18 protein-coding genes are annotated in these 20,050 nt (G+C 49.7%); 5 read left to right on the forward strand and 13 right to left on the reverse strand.

All coding sequences use genetic code 11. The annotated features are described in order from the left end of the window. Positions 1–40 precede the first annotated feature (40 nt). From recC to rppH, 9 genes are all read right to left on the reverse strand, one after another. A complete protein-coding gene (recC, locus tag M979_RS13325; RefSeq protein ID WP_064555214.1) occupies positions 41–3,415 on the reverse strand; it encodes an exodeoxyribonuclease V subunit gamma in 3,375 nt (1,124 codons plus the stop codon). 7 nt (positions 3,416–3,422) lie between these two features. Continuing rightward, positions 3,423–3,764, reverse strand: a complete 342-nt coding sequence (locus tag M979_RS13330) for a prepilin-type N-terminal cleavage/methylation domain-containing protein (RefSeq protein ID WP_064555215.1) — start codon at positions 3,762–3,764, stop codon at positions 3,423–3,425. Then, complete coding sequence (locus M979_RS13335; RefSeq protein ID WP_074388657.1) at positions 3,746–4,174, reverse strand: DUF2509 family protein; 429 nt, start codon at positions 4,172–4,174, stop codon at positions 3,746–3,748. Before M979_RS13335 ends, M979_RS13330 begins: the two co-directional genes overlap by 19 nt. After that, positions 4,171–4,731, reverse strand: coding sequence for a prepilin peptidase-dependent protein (locus M979_RS13340; protein WP_064555217.1), 561 nt, complete (start codon positions 4,729–4,731; stop codon positions 4,171–4,173). Before M979_RS13340 ends, M979_RS13335 begins: the two co-directional genes overlap by 4 nt. Next, complete coding sequence (locus M979_RS13345; protein WP_064555218.1) at positions 4,722–5,195, reverse strand: prepilin peptidase-dependent protein; 474 nt, start codon at positions 5,193–5,195, stop codon at positions 4,722–4,724. Before M979_RS13345 ends, M979_RS13340 begins: the two co-directional genes overlap by 10 nt. A 184-nt stretch (positions 5,196–5,379) precedes the next feature. Then, complete coding sequence (thyA, locus tag M979_RS13350; RefSeq protein ID WP_064555219.1) at positions 5,380–6,174, reverse strand: thymidylate synthase; 795 nt, start codon at positions 6,172–6,174, stop codon at positions 5,380–5,382. A gap of 6 nt (positions 6,175–6,180) precedes the next feature. Next, positions 6,181–7,056, reverse strand: a complete 876-nt coding sequence (gene lgt, locus M979_RS13355; RefSeq protein WP_034457546.1) for a prolipoprotein diacylglyceryl transferase — start codon at positions 7,054–7,056, stop codon at positions 6,181–6,183. 173 nt (positions 7,057–7,229) lie between these two features. Further along, positions 7,230–9,476 carry a phosphoenolpyruvate--protein phosphotransferase gene (gene ptsP, locus M979_RS13360; RefSeq protein ID WP_064555220.1) on the reverse strand — a complete coding sequence of 749 codons (2,247 nt, stop codon included), beginning with the start codon at positions 9,474–9,476 and terminating at the stop codon, positions 7,230–7,232. Positions 9,477–9,488: 12 nt separating this feature from the next. Further along, on the reverse strand, positions 9,489–10,019 hold the full coding sequence (gene rppH, locus M979_RS13365; RefSeq protein WP_034457550.1) for an RNA pyrophosphohydrolase: 531 nt from the start codon (positions 10,017–10,019) through the stop codon (positions 9,489–9,491). A gap of 686 nt (positions 10,020–10,705) precedes the next feature. On the opposite strand from rppH, the gene mutH reads away from it, so the two are divergent. From mutH to M979_RS13385, 4 genes are all read left to right on the forward strand, one after another. Beyond that, positions 10,706–11,392 carry a DNA mismatch repair endonuclease MutH gene (gene mutH / locus M979_RS13370; RefSeq protein WP_064555221.1) on the forward strand — a complete coding sequence of 229 codons (687 nt, stop codon included), beginning with the start codon at positions 10,706–10,708 and terminating at the stop codon, positions 11,390–11,392. A gap of 74 nt (positions 11,393–11,466) precedes the next feature. Continuing rightward, positions 11,467–12,180, forward strand: coding sequence for a TerC family protein (locus tag M979_RS13375; RefSeq protein ID WP_064513437.1), 714 nt, complete (start codon positions 11,467–11,469; stop codon positions 12,178–12,180). Between the two features lie 127 nt (positions 12,181–12,307). Beyond that, entirely contained in the window at positions 12,308–12,526 is a 219-nt protein-coding gene (locus M979_RS13380) for a YgdI/YgdR family lipoprotein (protein ID WP_034457556.1), read from the forward strand. Positions 12,527–12,681: 155 nt separating this feature from the next. After that, positions 12,682–13,722, forward strand: a complete 1,041-nt coding sequence (locus tag M979_RS13385; protein WP_064555222.1) for an NADP(H)-dependent aldo-keto reductase — start codon at positions 12,682–12,684, stop codon at positions 13,720–13,722. A 37-nt stretch (positions 13,723–13,759) separates the two neighbouring features. Here the strand turns inward: M979_RS13385 and lplT are convergent, their stop codons facing one another. Together lplT and aas are read right to left on the reverse strand one after the other, a co-directional pair. After that, entirely contained in the window at positions 13,760–14,956 is a 1,197-nt protein-coding gene (gene lplT, locus M979_RS13390) for a lysophospholipid transporter LplT (RefSeq protein ID WP_167350278.1), read from the reverse strand. Beyond that, positions 14,949–17,108 carry a bifunctional acyl-ACP--phospholipid O-acyltransferase/long-chain-fatty-acid--ACP ligase gene (gene aas / locus M979_RS13395; RefSeq protein ID WP_064555223.1) on the reverse strand — a complete coding sequence of 720 codons (2,160 nt, stop codon included), beginning with the start codon at positions 17,106–17,108 and terminating at the stop codon, positions 14,949–14,951. Before aas ends, lplT begins: the two co-directional genes overlap by 8 nt. Before the next feature lie 689 nt (positions 17,109–17,797). Between aas and galR the strand changes: the two genes are divergently transcribed. After that, the gene (galR, locus tag M979_RS13400) at positions 17,798–18,805 is read left to right on the forward strand and encodes an HTH-type transcriptional regulator GalR (RefSeq protein WP_064555224.1); all 1,008 of its coding nucleotides are present in this window, start codon (positions 17,798–17,800) and stop codon (positions 18,803–18,805) included. A 3-nt stretch (positions 18,806–18,808) separates the two neighbouring features. Here galR and M979_RS13405 read toward each other — a convergent pair whose 3' ends face one another. Both M979_RS13405 and M979_RS13410 read right to left on the reverse strand, forming a co-directional pair. Further along, positions 18,809–19,258: a GNAT family N-acetyltransferase gene (locus M979_RS13405; protein ID WP_034457560.1), complete on the reverse strand. Its 450-nt coding sequence runs from the start codon at positions 19,256–19,258 to the stop codon at positions 18,809–18,811. After that, positions 19,255–20,028 carry a GntR family transcriptional regulator gene (locus M979_RS13410; RefSeq protein ID WP_064555225.1) on the reverse strand — a complete coding sequence of 258 codons (774 nt, stop codon included), beginning with the start codon at positions 20,026–20,028 and terminating at the stop codon, positions 19,255–19,257. The genes M979_RS13405 and M979_RS13410 overlap by 4 nt, the downstream gene beginning before the upstream one ends. Between the last annotated feature and the right edge of the window lie 22 nt (positions 20,029–20,050).

Below are 20,050 nucleotides of genomic sequence, written 5' to 3' on the forward strand. Positions count from 1 at the left end.
TAGATGAACCCGCCGAATTGTGCAATTTTTATACAGTCATTTAAGCTTTATTAAAACGAAACAGCGGCAGTAAGTAGCGCTCTGCCTCTCTTATAATCGCCTCGTAGTAGTCAGGTTCAAGCGTACGATACAGGCGTTGTAGCCACATATCAGCCCCCTCACCTTCAACTCTCTGATTTCCTTCCCAGGCCGCCAATAGCTTACTTTTGGCTTTCTGTTGCGTTTGCTCATCCCATAAAATGGCATCATTTGCAGGTTCATAACAGGCTTTTATCCATGCGCCGCCACTCACAGGAAGCAACAAGAGCGGTTGTACTAATCCTTTGCGATAACCATCAATAAGTTGCTGGAGATAGCTTTTTGCCTGTTCCCTCTCAAGTGCAGGGAATTTCCACTCCGTTGAATCCCGTCCGTACAGGCGACTTTCGCCATTCCCCCCCAATGCACACCAGACAACATGTTCGATCCACAGCTGCATACCGTGTGCCGGATTGAGGATGGAAGGACGCCAGCGCAACAAGCCATCAGCCTGCACATCCGACAGCCAACCTTCCAGACTTGTTCCGTCTAAATCTAGCGAGACTTCCACACTGTTACCGTTTTGCCGTTCAGCTCTCACTTTTTGTGCCAGTTCTGCCATTTCTGTTAACTGGGTTTCCCATAAAATCTCACCGAAAGCTCCATACGGCAACGAGCCTGCCGCACGGTAGCGGCGGAATAGTTGCTGTGTGTCACCTTCCTGAACCAGGGTATTGAGCAATTCCTGATTCATCTGGAAACGCTCCAGGCTATCTAATGTGAACGGCTCGGCATCGGGTAAATCGCTCTCTTCAAGTCGAAAATGGATACCCAGACGCATCTGGAAAAAGGCCCGTACCGGATGACGCCAGAAACGCTGTAATTGGTCGAGCGTAATGACTTCCTGACTCTCTTCTTGTAATGGTTGAATAAATGCCACCTGGGCCTGGCCCTGATCCCTTGCGGCTGGTAACCATTCGTTGGCATAGCTTTGTACAAGCGCTCCCGGCAAAAAATTACCCGCCTCGAAAGGGGTACGATAATGTTGCTGAACCAGATGTTTTTTCACAAGCTCACTGCTTTCATCACAGGTCTGTTCCGTGTCCTGTGGCAGGCAATGACTTTGCGCGATGTAGTCCAATAATTCGTCAACCAGTACTGAAGGATAGCGTTGGCTGTTGTCCTGAATAGACCGCCCGATATAGCTAATATAAAAACGTAATTGCGCCGAATTTAGGGCTTCAAGGAATAAGTAACGGTCATCGTCCCTGCGGCTACGGTCACCACGCTGCGGCTTCTGGCTCATAAGATCAAAACCAAGTGGCGCCAGTGTGCGCGGATAAACGCCATCATTCATACCAAGCAAGCACACGACTTTGAAAGGAATGGAACGCATCGGCATCAGGGTACAGAAGTTTATTGGCCCGGCCAGAAAACGTTGACTGATGCGTTCTTGATCGAGACGCTGTGCCAACTCGTCACGTAATAACGTTAGCGAGATTTGCTCCTGGTAACGCGACTCAAGACCATATTTAATGATTTCTTGCCACTGCTGTTCAATGAGCGCCAGCGCACCTTCTGTTTCAGTATCAGGCAAGAAGAAGCTCGATAACATGTCGCGGCAGACTGTTGTCCATTCGGCTAATGGCCGAGCCACTGAGAGCTCCCTACGCCAGATGTTCAACTGCATTAATAATTCAGCCAATTGCCCGACAAGTTCAGCGATTAAACCGCTCGACTCATCGTAAGGGAGAATGGATTGCCACTCGCCCGCCTGACTATCCATTGCATAACCCAACAGCATACGTGTGAGACCAAAGCGCCACGTGTGCTGCCCGGTTGCGGGAAGATCCAATTCGCGCACATTGTCATCATCAATTCCCCAACGAATCCCAGATTCATTGACCCATTGGCGCAAATAGCGCAGCCCTTCTTCGTTAATTGAGAAGCGAGCAGCCAGCGCGGGAACCTCAAGCAGTGCAAGAACATCCTGTGCTACGAAACGGCTATCAGGAAGCGAAAGTAGAGAAATAAACGCCTGCAGAGCCGGGTGAGCCTGTCTGGCGCGGCGGTCAGAAATCGCAAAGGGTAAACGACGCTCACCAACAGCGTTCCCAAATACGGCCTGGATAAATGGGCTGTAGCTATCGATATCTGCCACCATCACGATAATGTCTCGTGGTGTTAGCGTCGGATCTGCATCAAGCATCGCCAGTAGCTGATCGTGCAGCACTTCGACTTCACGCTGAGGGCTGTGGCATTCATGGAATGTCACTGATTGATCATCAAGAGCAAGAAGGCGTTTCTTATGGCTATGTTCAAACTCTTCTTCGGTTAATCCGGTGACAGCATTGTTTTGTAGCTCCAGCAAATCGTACTGCACATTGCGCAGCACGTTGTCAGGCTCAATATCGACAAATACATCAATCTCTTCAAAACGTTGTAATTCAGCTAACAGGTACGTGTAATCACGCCCCAACTTCCCCCATGAGGCCAGCAGTGGGTTGCCAATATCTTGTTCACCCTCGTCGTTGAACAATGCTGAGGCTGTGTCGCAATCTCTGAACAGTGGCAGCGTGATGTCTCGCTGCGCGTGGCTGCGACGTCGACGGCTGATCAAACGAGCAAGATAAGCGGGGTCTTTAATATCACCCCAGTAGTAGCGGCAAGGGTTGGTAAACAGCAGATGCACGTCAATGTGCTTACCAAGGGCCTGTAACGCCTGAAGGTAAACAGGTGGTAATGCCGAAATACCACAAATAAACACACGCGCTGGTAAGCCCGGCGGGCATTCACTGCTTTTATCCAGAGTATCAATGAAGCGTTGATAGAGATTTGCACGATGCCATTCCGGTTGTTCAAGTTCTTGCGTATGCCGAACCAATGCCGCCCAGAGAGGAGCCTGCCACGATTGGGCTTCACCCACATTGTCTGCGAGTTCCCCCTTTTCCCACAGGCTTAACCATGCAGGCCGATAAACTAAATATTGGTCATAGAGGTCAGCAATTCTTGAGGCCAACTGTGAGAGTTTTCGCCCATTTTCATCTTCTTCAAGATACTGACCCAAAAGTGAAAATTCAGGCTGCTCCAGCATCGTCGGGATGAGCGTCATCAATTTCCAGCTCATGCTTTGCTTGTTGAAAGCACTTTGCTCAGGAATGTTTGGTAATACACGTACAAACATATCCCAGATGAAACTAGCGGGAAGCGGGAAGCTTATGTTCGCTGCGATTCCAAATTTTTGTGCCAACGTCATTTGTAGCCACTGCGCCATACCGGTGCTTTGCACCAATACCACTTCAGGCTGGAAAGGGTCCGGCAACGGTTGCCTTTCCACTATATATTCCATAATTGCTTCCAGCACATCCAGCCGGTTGGAATGGTAAACACGCAACATAGAATCGCTACTCCTGACTTTTCTCTTTTTGCGGGCAATATAGCCGCGATAGCTGCCCGGTTCGCCCACCAGGGCTAATAATAGTAACGGCGATGCTGACACATCCCGCCGCTGATGTCTGCTGTCGACTGACTGTCCATCCATCTGTTGGCAATGGCACATCAGGCTCGCTCATCTCTATGGCTAAACGCCACAACTGACGAGAATGCCATTGCGACTGAAAACCTTGTTGTAATACTCGGTAATACCCCAGCAGAGCCAGCATCACCACTGAAAATAGTGCCATAGCACACAACACTTCAATCAGACTAAATCCGCGCTCTAACGATTTTACTGTGGTAACTGGCATCTGGGCACCTCAGCAAAAGGGCAAAAATCCAGCCAACCATGAGGCGTCGATAGCCAATGTAAATTATCTACAATACCCCATTGCCACAATGTTAGTGGCGCCCCTGAATAAGCTCCACGCGCCGCCATCACAACCTCATTTCTCTCGACCAGCAAGATGCAGGCTTTCCAGCCTTTTTCTATTTCTTGCTGGCACTGCCATGTTTGCTGAGGTTGCCAGGTTAACTGACTTCCCCAGGCTTGAGCAGAAACGGCAGCAGCATATTGCTTAAGAAAACCCACTTCGCTGGCGACTAAATGCCGCTGGTGACTTAACTGCCGTTGTAATCCACCAAGCATTAATATACCCAGCGCAAACAATAGCAGGACAAATCCGAGGGTGATATTTCCCTGCTCAGAATGCCGGCTCAAAGGTTGTATCCCACAACGGCATGACGCACAGACACCGGGTTTTGGCCTTTTTTGAAAGCAGCTTCCAGTTCAATGATTAACAACGGAGGCATTAAATGACGGGCCTGGCGGGCGACGGAGAATTTCTGTATAGACATTATTGCTGGATCGGATACTTTCTCCCAGCCACTACCTTCACAACTGGTAGCTCCGCGCATAAACTCCAGATTGCTACCATTTAGTCGATAGCCTGCCAATTCAGTTTCGGCATGGCTGGCGGGCTCCCAGCGCCCATTACTATTGCTATCCCATTGCAATAAAACGCATCCGCCCTCTTTGCGCAGCACCAACCCATCACCCTGGCAACTTCCGTGACAATAGCCTGCTCTTTGCAACTGTTTCCCCAAGCTGAACGCCAATTGCCAGATTGACTCTTGTAGGCTTTCTTTATGGTATTGCTGCAATACTGCTTGTTGCAGAGCTGGAAATAATCGCCCTGCACCGAGCAAAACAATACTACTTAATGCCATGGCGATGAGGGTTTCCAGTAAGGTGAATCCCTGCTGATTTAGCTGCATTTGTTGCTCCCTATAACCTCGCAGACACGAATTCGTCCCTGAGCCGATAGAACAACCCGCCATTTCCCAGCCATGCTTTGCAACATGATATGGCCAGGCCAGGCAGTATTTCTTAATCCATAAAACCCGATACCTGGCGTGATCTCAGTGATATCAACATCAGTAAAAGGCTGGTTCAATCGCCAGCGTTTGTCAGAATGACATTCACTGTCCTCCACCAATTTGCTGGTAAGGCACCAGATTTTCTCTGTTCGCTTCACCACTAGCAGATGGTCTCGGTTATGCCAGTTAGCATCACTGCGCAGTTGTTCAAGCAAATTGCGGACATGTTGGGTGGTTATCCATAGTCGTTGTTGTTGCTGCCACTGTTGCCAGCCATACACACCGCCTGCACTTAGTACCGCAACAATGATCATTACCACCATCATTTCTATCAGGCTAAAGCCTTGTTGTTTTGTTTTCATGGCGACAGTGTGGCAGCCGAAAAATTCTTCGCTACAGACAAGGATCTATTTTTCGGGGTGACTCGAAGGATAGTTTTACGGTTTCATCAGGTTACAGATGTACTGGAAAGAGTCTCGCAGAGGCGAAATTCAGGCAAAAAAAACCGGCGCACAAATGGCACCGGTTATGGCAGGCTGTCGGTCGTCAGATAGCGACTGGCGCTTTGATCGCAGGATGCGGATCGTAGCCTTCTATTTCGAAATCGTCGAAACGGTAATCGAACAGAGACTCAGGTTTACGTTTGATCACCAGTTTCGGCAAAGCCCGTGGCTCACGGGTTAACTGCAAACGGGTTTGCTCGAGGTGGTTGCTGTACAAGTGGGTATCGCCACCGGTCCAGACAAAGTCACCCACTTCCAGGTCGCACTGCTGCGCCATCATATGAACCAGCAGTGCATAGCTGGCGATATTAAATGGCAGGCCAAGGAAGATGTCGCATGAACGTTGGTAAAGCTGGCAGGAAAGCTTGCCGTCAGCCACGTAGAACTGGAAGAACGCATGGCACGGGGCCAACGCCATTTTATCCAGCTCACCCACGTTCCACGCCGAAACGATAATGCGGCGTGAGTCTGGATCGTTTTTAAGCTGGTTAATCACAGTCGTTAACTGGTCAATATGGCGGCCATCAGGCGTTGCCCAGGAGCGCCACTGCTTGCCATATACAGGGCCAAGGTCACCATTTTCATCCGCCCATTCGTCCCAGATAGAGACGTTGTTTTCATGCAGATAAGCAACGTTGGTGTCCCCGTTCAGGAACCACAAAAGTTCATGAATGATGGAGCGTAAATGGCAGCGTTTGGTGGTAACCAGCGGGAAACCATCTTGTAAATTAAAGCGCATCTGATGACCGAAAATCGACAGCGTACCGGTGCCAGTGCGGTCATCTTTTGGAGTGCCGTTTTCCAGCACATGTTTCATCAAATCAAGATACTGTTGCATGTTCCCTCACGAAAGTTGTTGCTGTGGACGACGACGATACGCCCAAACCATCATTACCACACCGGCGACAATCATCGGAATAGAGAGGATTTGCCCCATGCTGATGTACTGCACCCACGCACCGGTAAACTGTGCATCCGGCTGGCGGAAGAATTCAACGATAATGCGGAAAGCACCATAACCAATCAGGAACAGACCGGATACAGCCCCCATCGGGCGCGGTTTACGGATGAAGATGTTAAGAATGATGAACAGCACGATACCTTCCAGAACCATCTCGTAAAGCTGAGAAGGATGACGTGGTAAGACACCGTAGGTGTTAAACAGCGACTGCCATTCAGGGTGAGTCGCCAGCAGGCCAATATCTTCGCTACGGGAGCCAGGGAAAAGCATCGCCCACTGGAAGTTAGGATCAACACGGCCCCACAATTCGCCATTGATGAAGTTACCCAGGCGACCAGCGCCCAAGCCAAATGGAATCAGAGGTGCAATGAAATCAGCAACCTGGAAGAAAGAGCGGTGAGTGCGGCGCGCAAACCAAATCATCACGCAGATAACACCAACCAGCCCGCCGTGGAAGGACATACCGCCATCCCAGACTTTAAACAGATACAGCGGGTCAGCAAGGAAAGATGGTAGGTTATAGAAGAAGACATAACCAAGGCGTCCGCCGAGGAATACCCCAAGGAAGCCAGCATATAGCAGGTTTTCGACTTCGTCTTTCGTCCAACCGCTACCAGGCTTATTAGCGCGACGACCCGCAAGCCACATAGCAAACACGAAACCAACCAGGTACATCACTCCGTACCAGTGCAAAGAGACTGGCCCGACGGAAAAAATCACCGGGTCAAATTCAGGGAAATGCAGATAGCCACTATTCATCTGTCACCACAAACCATTGTTACCCCACCGAAAGTCGACGACGGGTTGCAAGTACGCATCTGTGCAGATGCGCTCCGAAAGCAGCGGATCATAGCACAAAGGGGGGAAGGGTTAAGCCGGGCAAGTTGTAAAAGATATGTAATACCGGGTGTGGGGAAGAAACAACGAGCGCCTTAACGCCCACCGCGAATCAACCCACCCATACCGCGACGCTCCATGAAGGAAGCTACCTGATGGCGCACTTCTGTCGATAATTGAGCCTCCAGGCTACGCTGTGCAAGCTGTTGCGTCTCTTCCAGGCTAATGTGGCGCAACAGATATTTGACGCGAGCCACCGAGCGGCCGTTCATCGACAAATGGCGATAACCCATACCAACCAGCAGTGCCACGCACATCGGGTCACCCGCCATTTCACCACATAAACATAGGTCAATACCGTTACGTTCCGCTTCTTTCGCAATGTGGCTCAACGCACGGATCATTGCCGGATGAAGGCTGTCATATAGGCTTGCAACGCGAGTGTTATTGCGATCGACGGCCAGCAAATATTGCGTCAGGTCGTTGGTGCCCACAGAGATAAAATCAACCCGGCTGGCAAGGTGCCCCATCATAAATACCATCGACGGCACCTCAACCATCACGCCAATGCGCGGCTTAGGTAGCTCATAACCCAGTACTTCTTCCACTTCACGCCCGGCGCGATCAATCAGGCGGCGTGCCTCATCAATCTCGTCGATGCTGGTGATCATCGGTAGCAGAATGCTCAGGTTGCCCGTTGCCGCATTAGCTCGCAGCATGGCTCGCACTTGTACCAGGAAAATCTCTGGTTGGTCGAGCGTGATGCGGATCCCTCGCCAGCCCAGGCATGGATTTTCTTCGCTGATAGGCATATATGGCAGTTGTTTATCCGCGCCGACATCGAGCGTTCGCAGCGTGACGGGTTTTTCATTAAACATCTGCAACATGCCCTGGTATTGGGCAACTTGTTCTTCTTCTGAAGGAAAGCCACTTTGCAGCATAAATGGTATTTCAGTGCGATATAGCCCTATACCATCAATACGACTGCCAAGTTGTTGCTCATGCTCCGGGCTCAAGCCTGCATTGAGCATAACTTGTACACGCTCACCGCTTTTCAGCGCTGCCGGGCTATCAACCTCATCTTCAACCAGGCGGCTGAGCTCATTCTCTTCGGTGATGAGTCGCTGGTATTCCTGCAGCAGCACTGTTTCAGGGTCAACCAGCAGTTCACCGCGATAGCCATCGACAACCAATGTGCGGCGATGAAGCACCGAGGGTTGAATATCAGCCCCCATGACGGTTGGAATGCCCAACGCCCGCACCATAATTGCAGCATGCGAGTTCGCAGCGCCATCACGCACCACAACACCAACCAGGCGGTTTTGCGGCAACTCAGCAAGCGTGGTTGCTGAAAGCTCATCAGCCACCAGCACAAAGCGTTCAGGCCATGTATTTGGGCTCTGAATGTTGTCATCAAGATGGAATAGAAGACGTTGACCGAGCGTGCGGAGATCGCCCGCTCGTTCTTTTAGGTAGCTGTCGCTGAGGCTTGCGAATTGCTCCGCAAATTTTTCGATGACTGTTTTAACTGCCCATTCTGCCACCGAGCCTTTATCCACCTCTTCGAATAGTTCACGACGAAGTCGGGCATCGGTAAGAAGGTGAGAATAGAGGTCAAAGATAGCGGCAGTTTCTTTCTGGGCCCCCGCGGCAAAGCGTTTGCTATAGCGGCGAAACTCGTTAGAAGCCTCTTCAAGGGCTGCAGTCAGACGTTCACGCTCAAGTGTCGTATCGAGTGTAGATGCCTCAGACACTTGCTCCATTAACGGGAGTGTCGAATCCATCCAACCTTCTGCAATCGCCACACCCGGAGAGGCAGGCAACGCGCGAATACGCGTTTGGCGATATTGACCAAATAAGGCAGCTAGCTGTGATTGAGAGAGGATTGCTGCCATTTGTGTGGCGAGCGTTACGAGAAAAGACTCCTCGCTTTCATCATATTGCCGGTGCTCACGTTGTTGTACTACCAACACACCCAGCAACTGGCGGCGCTGGATGATAGGAACCCCGAGGAAGGCGCGGAAACGTTCTTCTTTTACTGCAGGAACATATTTAAAACTTGGGTGCTTCTGCGCATCCGCAAGGTTTATCGGCTCTGCAAGACGCCCAACCAGTCCGACAATGCCTTCATCAAATGCGAGTGTAATGGTGCGACCACGCGGCTTTTTAAGGCCACGTGTTGCCATCAGATAAAAGCAACGCCTGTCATGATCTGCAAGATAAACCGAGCATACCTCGGTATCCATCGCAAGGCAGATGTCCGTAACCAAAATATCCAGCGCCTCATTGAGGCGCGGGGCACTGGCAACCTTCTCAACTATTTCTCGCAGACGGGTAAGCATTTTTCGCGTGACTTAACCTCTTTTACGTCGCCATGCAGGCGCGTTATTACGTGGTGGCGCAACTTCCTGTAGCGGCATTACGACGCTTGCAAACTCTTTCATCACCCGACGATAAACATCGCGTTTAAAGGAGACGACCTGACGAACCGGATACCAATAACTAACCCAGCGCCAGCCATCAAACTCTGGAGTACTACTGGTTTGCATATTGATATCGTTATCGCTGCTGATCAACTGCAAGAGAAACCATTTTTGTTTCTGGCCGATACAAACCGGCTTTGTGTCCCAACGCACCAAACGTTTAGGTAACTTGTAACGTAACCAGTTTCGGGTCGAGGCGAGTATTCGGACATCTTTTCGCTGTAAACCCACTTCCTCGAAAAGTTCCCGGTACATTGCCTGTTCCGGGGATTCGCCAGGATTGATGCCACCTTGCGGAAACTGCCAGGAATGTTGACCAAAACGCCTGGCCCACATTACTTGACCCTGCCGATTACAGATTACGATACCAACATTCGGGCGGTAGCCATCATCATCGATCACCGGACTACCTCAAAACAAACTTAGATTAGGGCGATTGTTTCATACAAGCGCTAGACGGTAAACCACTGTGTAGCGGTTCTCAGAAGGAATAACATTTGAATAACTCACAAAATATGACCGAGTTATAAACATTAACACCGGTAGTCTTCGTAGTTTATTCACTTTTTCTGTGGATATAACTGTGAAGAACTACCTTATACACTCGGGACAACTTAGGATAACTCCTGAAACACGTTAAAAATATGAAATAAAATAATCAATATATTCAATGCAATAAAGATAAAATGAATAACTCACCGCTCAGTAGTGTGATGATCATCACACATGAAGATCTCTCACTGATGAAAGATCGACCAATGACGTTTTTATCCACAGATTGTGCCAACAAGTTAGTCACAATCTGGTGAAAAAATGGGTTTCCCCCCTCAGTCAAGGCTGTAAATCGAACCAGTAGTGGGCTTTTTTACCACTTATCCCATTTTTCTGTGGATAACCCGGTGTAAGATCCTGTTCATTGCCAGTGACCAGAATGGGAAAAGGTTTTTTCTAAATCACAAAACGATAATTTTTAATCTTAAAAATGATTAAAAATCAGTGAATTGCCATTCTTATCCCCGGCACGCTAAACTATCTTCCTATCGCGGGATAATTACGCTTAATTTTTGACCAACCAGTAATAAGACACCATGCAAACACTTAGCCCTTTACTTAACCCTCCAGAAAATGAACAGATTTTACTAACTCAAGCTCAGAGACTGGCAGGCTATACGCTAGGTGAACTCGCAACTTTAGCCAGATTGCCGATCCCAAAGGATCTAAAGCGCGACAAAGGCTGGATCGGTGTTTTGCTCGAAGTATGGTTGGGTGCCAGTGCCGGTAGCAAACCTGAACAAGATTTCGCAGCATTAGGGATTGAGCTGAAAACCATCCCTGTGGATAGACTTGGCCGCCCGTTGGAAACGACTTTTGTTTGCGTGGCCCCGCTCACCGGCAACACAGGGGTGAGCTGGGAAACCAGCCATGTGCGCCACAAATTAAAACGGGTGCTCTGGGTTCCGGTTGAAGGAGAGCGGCAAATTCCTCTTGCGCAGCGGCATATCGGCACCCCTTTGCTATGGACTCCTTCCGAAGAGGAAGAGCAGCAGTTACGCCAGGACTGGGAAGAGTTAATGGATTTGATTGTGCTCGGCCAGGTTGAGCGTATCACCGCACGTCACGGAGAAGTGTTGCAATTACGCCCTAAAGCCGCCAACAGCAAAGCGCTAACCAATGCATTCGGTGCTGATGGCGCGCCAATTCTTACGCTCCCCCGCGGTTTTTATCTGAAAAAGAACTTCACCGCCGCTTTGCTGGCTCGTCATTTCTTGTTGTAGATTCATTTAACTTGCACCCAGTTCCAGGCTGGCGTTTATAATTGGCGTTTTATATTTTCAGGCAGGATTTTTTAATGTTGTTTGCATGGATTACCGACCCTAATGCGTGGATGGCGCTGGGCACCCTGACGATTTTGGAAATCGTACTGGGTATCGACAATATCATCTTCCTTTCACTTGTCGTGGCGAAGCTGCCGAAAGCACAACAAGCCAAAGCCCGCCGTCTGGGACTGGGCGCTGCGATGATTATGCGTCTGGTGTTACTGGCGTCAATCGCCTGGATGACGCACTTAATTCACCCACTGTTTTCCGTGATGGGCCATGCGTTCTCGGCACGAGACCTCATTTTGACATTAGGTGGTGTGTTCTTAATCTGGAAAGCGAGTAAAGAGATTCACGAGTCCATTGAAGGTGAAGAGGAAGGAATAAAAACCAACGTTCACTCCTTCTTTGGCGCAATCGTGCAGATAATGCTGCTGGATATTATCTTCAGTCTGGATTCCGTGATTACCGCCGTTGGCCTGTCCGATCATCTGTTTATTATGATGGCTGCTGTAGTGATTGCCGTCATGGTAATGATGTTTGCTGCAAAATCGATTGGTGATTTTGTAGAACGCCACCCTTCGGTGAAAATGTTGGCGCTGTCATTCTTGTTGCTGGTCGGTTTTACGCTGATCCTGGAAGGCTTCGATATTCATGTGCCGAAAGGTTACATCTACTTTGCGATGTTCTTCTCAATCGCTGTAGAAACGCTAAATCTTATTCGCAACAAAAAGAACCCGCTTTAATCGTCTCGGGGGAGGCCATTCTCGCTTCCCCTCTGTTTCTTTTAAGAATTTACTACTTACTTTTCCTGGTTGCCCGAGTTATTACTAGACTGTATATGTCATTCCAAACCACACGAGGCGAATAACAATGAAAAAATGGGCAGTTATAATTTCCGCTGTCGGTCTGGCATTTGCGGTTTCAGGTTGTAGCAGCGATTACGTGATGGCAACCAAAGATGGCCGTATGATCCTGACTGATGGTAAACCGCAAGTCGATGACGATACCGGTTTAGTTAGTTATCGCGATCAGCAAGGCAATGAGATGCAGATTAATCGCGATGATGTTTCACAGATCATTGAACGTTAGTAAATACAGCGACTAAAGGTCAGCGCCTCGCTGGCCTGTAATACTTTTTCTTCATTTACCCCCTTCCGCTTTTCCCTTCCCTCTGCCATGTTTATAGTCCATTTTTTGTCGGGCGCTTGCCTGACGGATAAGACAGTAGAATAAGGAAAGCGGCTATGCACTATCACCGTATCCCCCACAGCTCTCTTGAAATAAGTACGCTAGGGCTGGGAACCATGACGTTTGGTGAGCAAAACAGCGAAGCCGACGCTCATGAACAACTTGATTACGCTGTCAGCCAGGGCGTTAACCTGATTGATGTCGCGGAAATGTACCCTGTGCCACCTCGCCCGGAAACTCAAGGCTTAACAGAAACCTACGTCGGTAACTGGTTAAAGCAGCGCGCGAACCGTGAGAAGTTAATTATCGCCACAAAAGTCAGTGGCCCAAGCCGCAACAACGATGCAGGCATCCGCCCCAATCAAATGCTGGATCGCCGAAACATTCGCGATGCGCTGGACGCCAGCCTGAAACGTTTGCAAACCGACTATATCGATCTTTATCAAGTTCACTGGCCGCAACGAGCCACCAACTGCTTTGGCAAACTGGGATATACATGGACCGATAACGCAGTACCGGTCACCCTACTTGAAACCCTGGAAGCACTCACCGAGTTCCAGCGTGCTGGGAAAATCCGCTATATCGGTGTCTCCAATGAAACGCCATGGGGCGTGATGCGTTACCTGCAACTTGCTGAAAAGCATGATTTGCCGCGTATCGTCACCGTTCAGAACCCCTACAGCTTAGTAAACCGCAGCTTTGAAGTGGGGCTTGCAGAAATTACTCAGCGCGAAGGTGTGGAGTTGCTGGCTTATTCCTGTCTGGCGTTCGGAACACTGACTGGTAAATATCTTAACGGAGCTAAACCTGCTGGCGCTCGCAACACGCTGTTTAGCCGCTTCACTCGTTATAGCGGTGAACAGACTCAGCATGCGGTTGCAGCCTATGTTGATGTTGCAAAGCGACACAATCTTGACCCAGCCCAAATGGCACTCGCATTTGTTCGCCGTCAGCCGTTTGTTGCCAGCACGCTGTTAGGTGCCACCACACTTGAGCAGCTAAAAACTAACCTTGAGAGCCTACATCTGGACCTAAGCGAAGAGGTGATTGAAGAGCTGGAAGCGGTGAACCGCGTTTATACTTATCCTGCGCCTTAAACTATAAACCCCTCTCCTGTTGGAGAGGGGAAATTCTCTATTTCTGACGAACCTGCCAAATCCACAATCCAGCAATAGCCAGCGCGAACACAGCGCCGAAACCAATGCCAATGCCGACTATCGATGCGCCAGTTTTAACCGCCAGCGAATACAACCCAAGCATCAGTAACATCGCGGTATTTTCACCGAGATTCTGCACTGCAATCGCATTCCCTGCCCCCACCGAATGCTTCCCTCGTTCCTGAAGCAATGCGTTCAGCGGCACAACGAAGAAACCACCCATAATACCAATTAGCACCAGCAGCATATAAGACGGCAGCAATGCGGTTTGCATGGCGAAGAACAGTACGCCAACGCCAATCAAAATACCGGCTGGCATACAACGCGCGACAGTTTTAAGCGTCACCAGTTTTGCCGCCGCACCGGCCCCAACGACAATCCCCACCGCCACCATCGCATTCAGATACGTTGGCGTCGCGTTATCGGTAATACCCAGCGCGACCGGCACCCACAACACCAGCAAGAAGCGCAGTGTTACGCCTGCACCCCAGAACAAACTGGTGCCAACTAACGAGAAACGAGTTTCACCGTTGTGCCAAAGTGTACGACACGCCGTGAAGAAACTGCGCGTCATCGGTGTAAAGCGCCATGACTGACCAGGGCGCGCAGGGGCAAGTTTTGGGATGAAGAGGTTGGCAACAACCGCGCCCGCATACACCAGCACGCACACGCTCAGTGCCGCCAGGATATGCCAGTCGGCCAGCACACCACCAGCCATTGAGCCAAGCAAGATTGCAGCAATGGTCGAAGATTCCATCAGGCCATTAGCCTTGACCAGACGATCGCCGGTGGTGAGTTCACCGAGAATGCCATATTTAGCCGGTGAATAAGCAGCAGCCCCCACGCCCACCAGCGTATAGCCGACAAACGGATTGAAGCCAAAACAGATAATCGCCGCTCCCATTAGTTTGAGGCTGTTGGCGAACATCATCACCCGCCCCTTGGCAAAGCTATCAGCTATCTGGCCGACAAACGGAGCAAACAGAATGTACGCACCGACAAAGACCATCTGCAAAACAGGCTGGCTCCAGTCGGGATAGAACTGTTGTTTCAGCACCGCAAGCGTGGCAAACAACAGTGCGTTATCACCAAACGCCGATAGAAACTGTGCGCCGGTAACTGCCATCATACCTCTGGACCAGATAGAGGTATCGTTCACGGCATTATCATGCATTCTCTGTCTCCGGCTGGTCTACCAGCGCTTTCAGGCTGACATAATCTGGTTTACCGCTACCTAAAACAGGCAACTGTTTCAGGTAGCGAATATCGCGCGGAATAGCCAACTCCGGCACACCATTTGCGCGAGCATATTGCAGCAGTTTTTCGCGATTAAGTTCGTTATCAGTGGTGAACATCACCAATGCCTCACCCTTTGCTGCATCCATTTTGATAACGGTTGCATGCATTTTTTCTGGAGAAACACCGAGTGCCAGTTGCTCCACCATTTCCAGCGAAACCATTTCACCAGCAATTTTTGCAAAGCGTTTTGCTCGCCCCTGAATTACACAAAAACCATTTTCATCAAATTTAACGATATCGCCCGTGTCATACCAACCCGGTTCAACTTCACCCAGTGCATTTTCAGCGCCCGGCGCTTCCAGTACACCAGGGTTTTCCACACGAAGATAACCTTTCATGATGTTCGGCCCCTTCAGTTGTAGCCGCCCGCCATCTTCAATACCGGGAACCGCCATCAGACGGGCATCCATCGCCGGGAGAATGCGCCCCACAGTCCCGACCTTCGCCGCCATTGGGACGTTGATAGAAACTACTGGTGCGCACTCGGTTACACCGTAGCCTTCAAGAATGCGCAAGCCGAATTTATCCTGCCAAAGCTGTTTGGTGCTTTCCTGGAGTTTTTCCGCCCCTGCTACAACATATCGTAAACGGAAGAAATCATATGGGTTTGCAAAACGCGCATAGTTGCCGAGGAATGTGGATGTGCCAAACAGCACGGTACAGTTACGGTCATAAACCAGTTCCGGCACAATGCGATAATGCAGCGGGCTTGGGTACAGGAAGACCTCCGCACCGGTTAATAGCGGTGTGAACAAACCTACCGTCAGGCCAAAAGAGTGGAACAGTGGCAACGCTGACATAAAGCGGTCATTGGCCGTAAAATCAGCAATAGTGCGAATTTGTTCAACGTTTGCCAACAGGCTTTTATGGCTATGCACTACGCCTTTTGGATTCCCTTCAGACCCGGAAGTGAACAGCACCATCGCCGCATCTTCTGGCTGCTGCTTTACCTGGGCGAGATGAGGCACGAATAAATGAGCGAATATCCATAGTTTATCGCTAAGTGTTACCTCTGCTTTTAAATCTTCGAGGAACACCCAGCGCACCTGTGTAAGCTGCTCCGGAAGGTGCCATAACTTGCCTTTATCGAGAAACTGGCGCGAGGTGAAAATCGTTTTGAGCTGAGCCGCCGTTATCGCACTGGTCAACCCTTTCACGCCAGCGGTGTAGTTCATCATGGCAGGAATCCGTCCGCGCGATGACGCACCAAAAATCACCGCAGCGGTTATTGCCGCATTCGGCAACATCAGCCCGATGGTTTCGCCCGGCGCACTGTATTTGTTCAAAATGCGCCCAACAAACAGTGTTTTAGTGAGTAAGCTACGATAGGTATCGGGTTTGAAATTAATGTCTTCGATGCAGTTTTTACGATCGCCGTAGCGGTACTGTGCGCAAAGCAAAGCCTCAAACAATGTTTCCCGAGGACGCACTGCCATACGCGCTTCCATCATTATTTGATGAAGCATCTCCCCAGCCATTTTACGACGCTCGCGGGCACGTGGTGCATCAGGCATCGCAATTGAAGTGGGTGGCAGAATATGCAGATTAATGCGCGGGAATAAGCGGCGTTTGACCAACCCTTTCAGACGGCTGAAAAATGTCAGTTCAGCACCATCAATGCGAATGGGGATAACAGTCGCATTAGATTTAGCGGCAACAAACCCTGCGCCCTCATAGATTTTCATCAGTGAGCCAGTCACCGAGATACGCCCTTCCGGGAAGATAACAACCGGTCGTCCCTGCTCAACCAGGCGAACCAGATGCTTAATCGACATCGGTTTTGTTGGGTCAAGCGGCACAAAATCAATCAGCGATTTTAGCCAACGCATATACCACTGCTGGCTAATCGATGAATACACCGCAAAAACCGGGCGCCCCGGTAAAAATAACGCCAGTAAAATGCCGTCAATAAAAGAGACATGATTGGGGACAATCAGAACGCGTGATTGGGAAAGAAGTTGTTGATCGCCATGAAGTCGCACCCTGAACAGAATACGAAAAAGCGTACGGAAAAAACCAAATAGCATAGCAACTCCCTTTGTCATTAATGAACCGCAGGCAATTAAGTGTAGCGGCAGATTACATGACTAAGTGCATGGGAGCGAGAGGAGGAATGTGTGTCAACTCTGAAAAAAAGACAAAAAAAACCTGCGCATCTGCGCAGGTTGGTGCAAAAGAATTGTACTTAACAACGTAACTAGAATTCTCACCAATCAATACCTCTGGGATCTGAATTGTGGCTCAGTACAGTCGGTGTCACCAGCGAGAAAAAGCAAGAGAATTAGCGGAAAGTGCAACCAGGTGTTTAAAACATCGCGTCTTGTTACAGGCAGGCAAATTTTGGGCAAAAAAAACCTGCGCATCCGCGCAGGTTGGTGTAATTCATGTGATCAGCATTAGATGCTGACATCACCTATCAATACCTCTGGGACTTCAAATGTAGCAGTGGCTGAATACTTTTCGCCATGGCGAAATAGCAACAGCACGCTGCAAACTGTAAGCAAAAATTTAGTCTGAAATCATTAAAAATCCAGAACATGCCTCTTTCTGCCGCTGCGCTTGAATTTCCGTGTTCGCTAAGTGTAACGATTACACTTAAAACGCCCCCATTTTGCATAGGTTTGCGACAAGGAATACAGTTCCAACCTTGAAGTAGCGTGTCTTTTCCGTAACACTTAACGTTGTGTAAGCGTTTACCCACCCAGGAATATTGACGATGGCGACAATAAAGGATGTAGCAAGACTGGCAGGCGTTTCTGTCGCCACTGTGTCTCGTGTCATTAATGATTCACCAAAAGCCAGCGATGCATCACGTCAGGCAGTCACCTGCGCGATGGAAGAGCTAAATTATCACCCTAACGCCAATGCACGTGCGCTGGCGCAACAAACCACTGAAACTATCGGACTCATTGTTGGCGATGTGTCCGACCCTTTCTTTGGCGCAATGGTAAAAGCCGTCGAGCAAGTTGCTTACCGAACCGGTAATTTTTTATTGATCGGCAATGGCTATCACAACGAACAAAAAGAGCGTCAGGCCATTGAACAACTCATTCGCCATCGTTGTGCGGCATTAGTGGTTCACGCAAAGATGATTCCTGATAGTGAGTTGATTTCACTAATGAAGCAGATGCCTGGGATGGTAGTGATTAATCGCATCTTGCCCGGTTTTGAGCAGCGTTGTGTAGCACTTGACGATCGCTATGGCGCGTGGCTCGCGACACGACATCTGATTCAGCAAGGCCATACCAAAATTGGTTATCTGTGTTCCAACCACCAGATTTCTGATGCGGATGACCGACTACAGGGTTACTACGATGCGCTTACGGAGCACGGCTTGTCGGTAAATGATCGCTTGGTGACTTACGGTGAACCGGATGAGAGTGGCGGTGAACAAGCCATGACCGAATTATTAGGGCGTGGGAAACACTTCAGCGCAGTCGCCTGTTATAACGATTCTATGGCCGCAGGTGCGATGGGCGTTCTCAATGACAACGGAATTGACGTACCAAAAGAGATTTCATTGATTGGCTTCGATGATGTGCTCATCTCTCGCTACGTGCGTCCACGCCTGACGACAGTACGTTATCCAATAATCACGATGGCAGCGCAAGCTGCAGAACTGGCACTGGCACTGGCTGAAAAACGTGAACTACCAGAAATCACTCATATGTTTAGCCCAACGCTTGTGCGCCGTCATTCAGTTATTGCGTATTCAGGCGAGTAATATTCAGAGAGTAAATTGGTACAAATGAACAGGTGTATTTGGGTAGTCAAGGCCATCACCAATGTACTGCCACCCAAAACGTTCGTAATAACCTTTACAGGCTGAGTAAAGATAAAGCTGCGGGTAACCGAGTCCACGGGCATATTCGATAACGTGCTGTTGGAGTTTTTCCCCTAAACCTTGTCCGCGCTGGTTTTCATCGATGTAAAGTGCAGCCAGCCATGGATAAAGATCCTGGCGGCTAATCAGATCGCAGCGCCATAACCCTACCGTTCCAACTAGCTTCTCACCTTCAACCGCAGCGAAAGTTAAAGGCATCTTCTCTTCTCGCTGGCGTGTTGCCACAATTGAGGCGAAAAAGTCCCGGCTATCGGAAGTACCAAACGCTTGCCACAGCCAATCGGTAATTTGCTGTTCATGTTGTGGCACTGCGTAAAGTGGCACAATTTTCACATCAGTTTTCCCTGGAAGATAGGAACGGACTCGAACAGATAGCCGTCAAAATCAGGAGCATCAGAATCAGACTGTTCAAGCAGGCTGTTTTTTACGTTTTCCAGGTGCTGCCACATTGCCTGCCATGACCCCATAACATCGCGACGGCGTAGCGCTGCCAGAATGGTTTGCAGATCTCCCAGCCATTTCAAGCGATAGCTGCGCGTATCAATGTGCGCCCGCAGTTGCTGCCACATTGGGCTGCTATCCATATGACGCCAGATGCTTTCCACCGTCGCCAGCAGCATTTGGTTTTGCGAAGCGCCTGCCAGAACCAGATGAAACATTTTACAGTTATCCTGGCTCAGGTCGTTAATCGCAATCGCACGTTGCTCTTGTTCGAGAATACGTTTGAGATTGTCGATATCAGCTTTGGTTGCCATTTTGGCAGCGAACGCCGCGATGTTGCTTTCCAGCAACTGGCGGGCCTGGAGCATTTCAAATGGGCCAATATCGCTACTGAAAAACGCTTCTTCTTCCGCTTCGTTTTCTGCAGGAACACGGGTGACATACACTCCCGAACCCTGGCGAATATCAACCGTACCTTGCAGTTCAAGCATGAGTAGGGCTTCACGGACGATGGTGCGGCTAACACCGTAAGTCTCCGCAATATTTCGTTCCGGCGGCAAACGCGAACCGACTGGATACAATCCCTGTATTATTTGCGCGCGCAGATCCTCACCAATTTCCTGGTATTGTTTTTTTTCTGGCGAAAGCACTACCTTGTCCACAGCGTTACCTACGTTTTTGCAA

It is taken from the genome of Buttiauxella noackiae ATCC 51607 (assembly GCF_001654865.1).
Taxonomy (GTDB): Bacteria; Pseudomonadota; Gammaproteobacteria; order Enterobacterales; family Enterobacteriaceae; genus Buttiauxella; species Buttiauxella noackiae.

Coding starts and splice junctions, on each gene's coding strand:
- recC (WP_064555214.1), bottom strand. CDS start 3,415: ATGTTGCGTGTTTACCATTCCAACCGGCTGGATGTGCTGGAAGCAATT.
- M979_RS13330 (WP_064555215.1), bottom strand. CDS start 3,764: ATGCCAGTTACCACAGTAAAATCGTTAGAGCGCGGATTTAGTCTGATT.
- M979_RS13340 (WP_064555217.1), bottom strand. CDS start 4,731: ATGCAGCTAAATCAGCAGGGATTCACCTTACTGGAAACCCTCATCGCC.
- M979_RS13345 (WP_064555218.1), bottom strand. CDS start 5,195: ATGAAAACAAAACAACAAGGCTTTAGCCTGATAGAAATGATGGTGGTA.
- thyA (WP_064555219.1), bottom strand. CDS start 6,174: ATGCAACAGTATCTTGATTTGATGAAACATGTGCTGGAAAACGGCACT.
- lgt (WP_034457546.1), bottom strand. CDS start 7,056: ATGAATAGTGGCTATCTGCATTTCCCTGAATTTGACCCGGTGATTTTT.
- ptsP (WP_064555220.1), bottom strand. CDS start 9,476: ATGCTTACCCGTCTGCGAGAAATAGTTGAGAAGGTTGCCAGTGCCCCG.
- mutH (WP_064555221.1), top strand. CDS start 10,706: ATGCAAACACTTAGCCCTTTACTTAACCCTCCAGAAAATGAACAGATT.
- M979_RS13375 (WP_064513437.1), top strand. CDS start 11,467: ATGTTGTTTGCATGGATTACCGACCCTAATGCGTGGATGGCGCTGGGC.
- M979_RS13380 (WP_034457556.1), top strand. CDS start 12,308: ATGAAAAAATGGGCAGTTATAATTTCCGCTGTCGGTCTGGCATTTGCG.
- M979_RS13385 (WP_064555222.1), top strand. CDS start 12,682: ATGCACTATCACCGTATCCCCCACAGCTCTCTTGAAATAAGTACGCTA.
- lplT (WP_167350278.1), bottom strand. CDS start 14,956: ATGCATGATAATGCCGTGAACGATACCTCTATCTGGTCCAGAGGTATG.
- aas (WP_064555223.1), bottom strand. CDS start 17,108: ATGCTATTTGGTTTTTTCCGTACGCTTTTTCGTATTCTGTTCAGGGTG.
- galR (WP_064555224.1), top strand. CDS start 17,798: ATGGCGACAATAAAGGATGTAGCAAGACTGGCAGGCGTTTCTGTCGCC.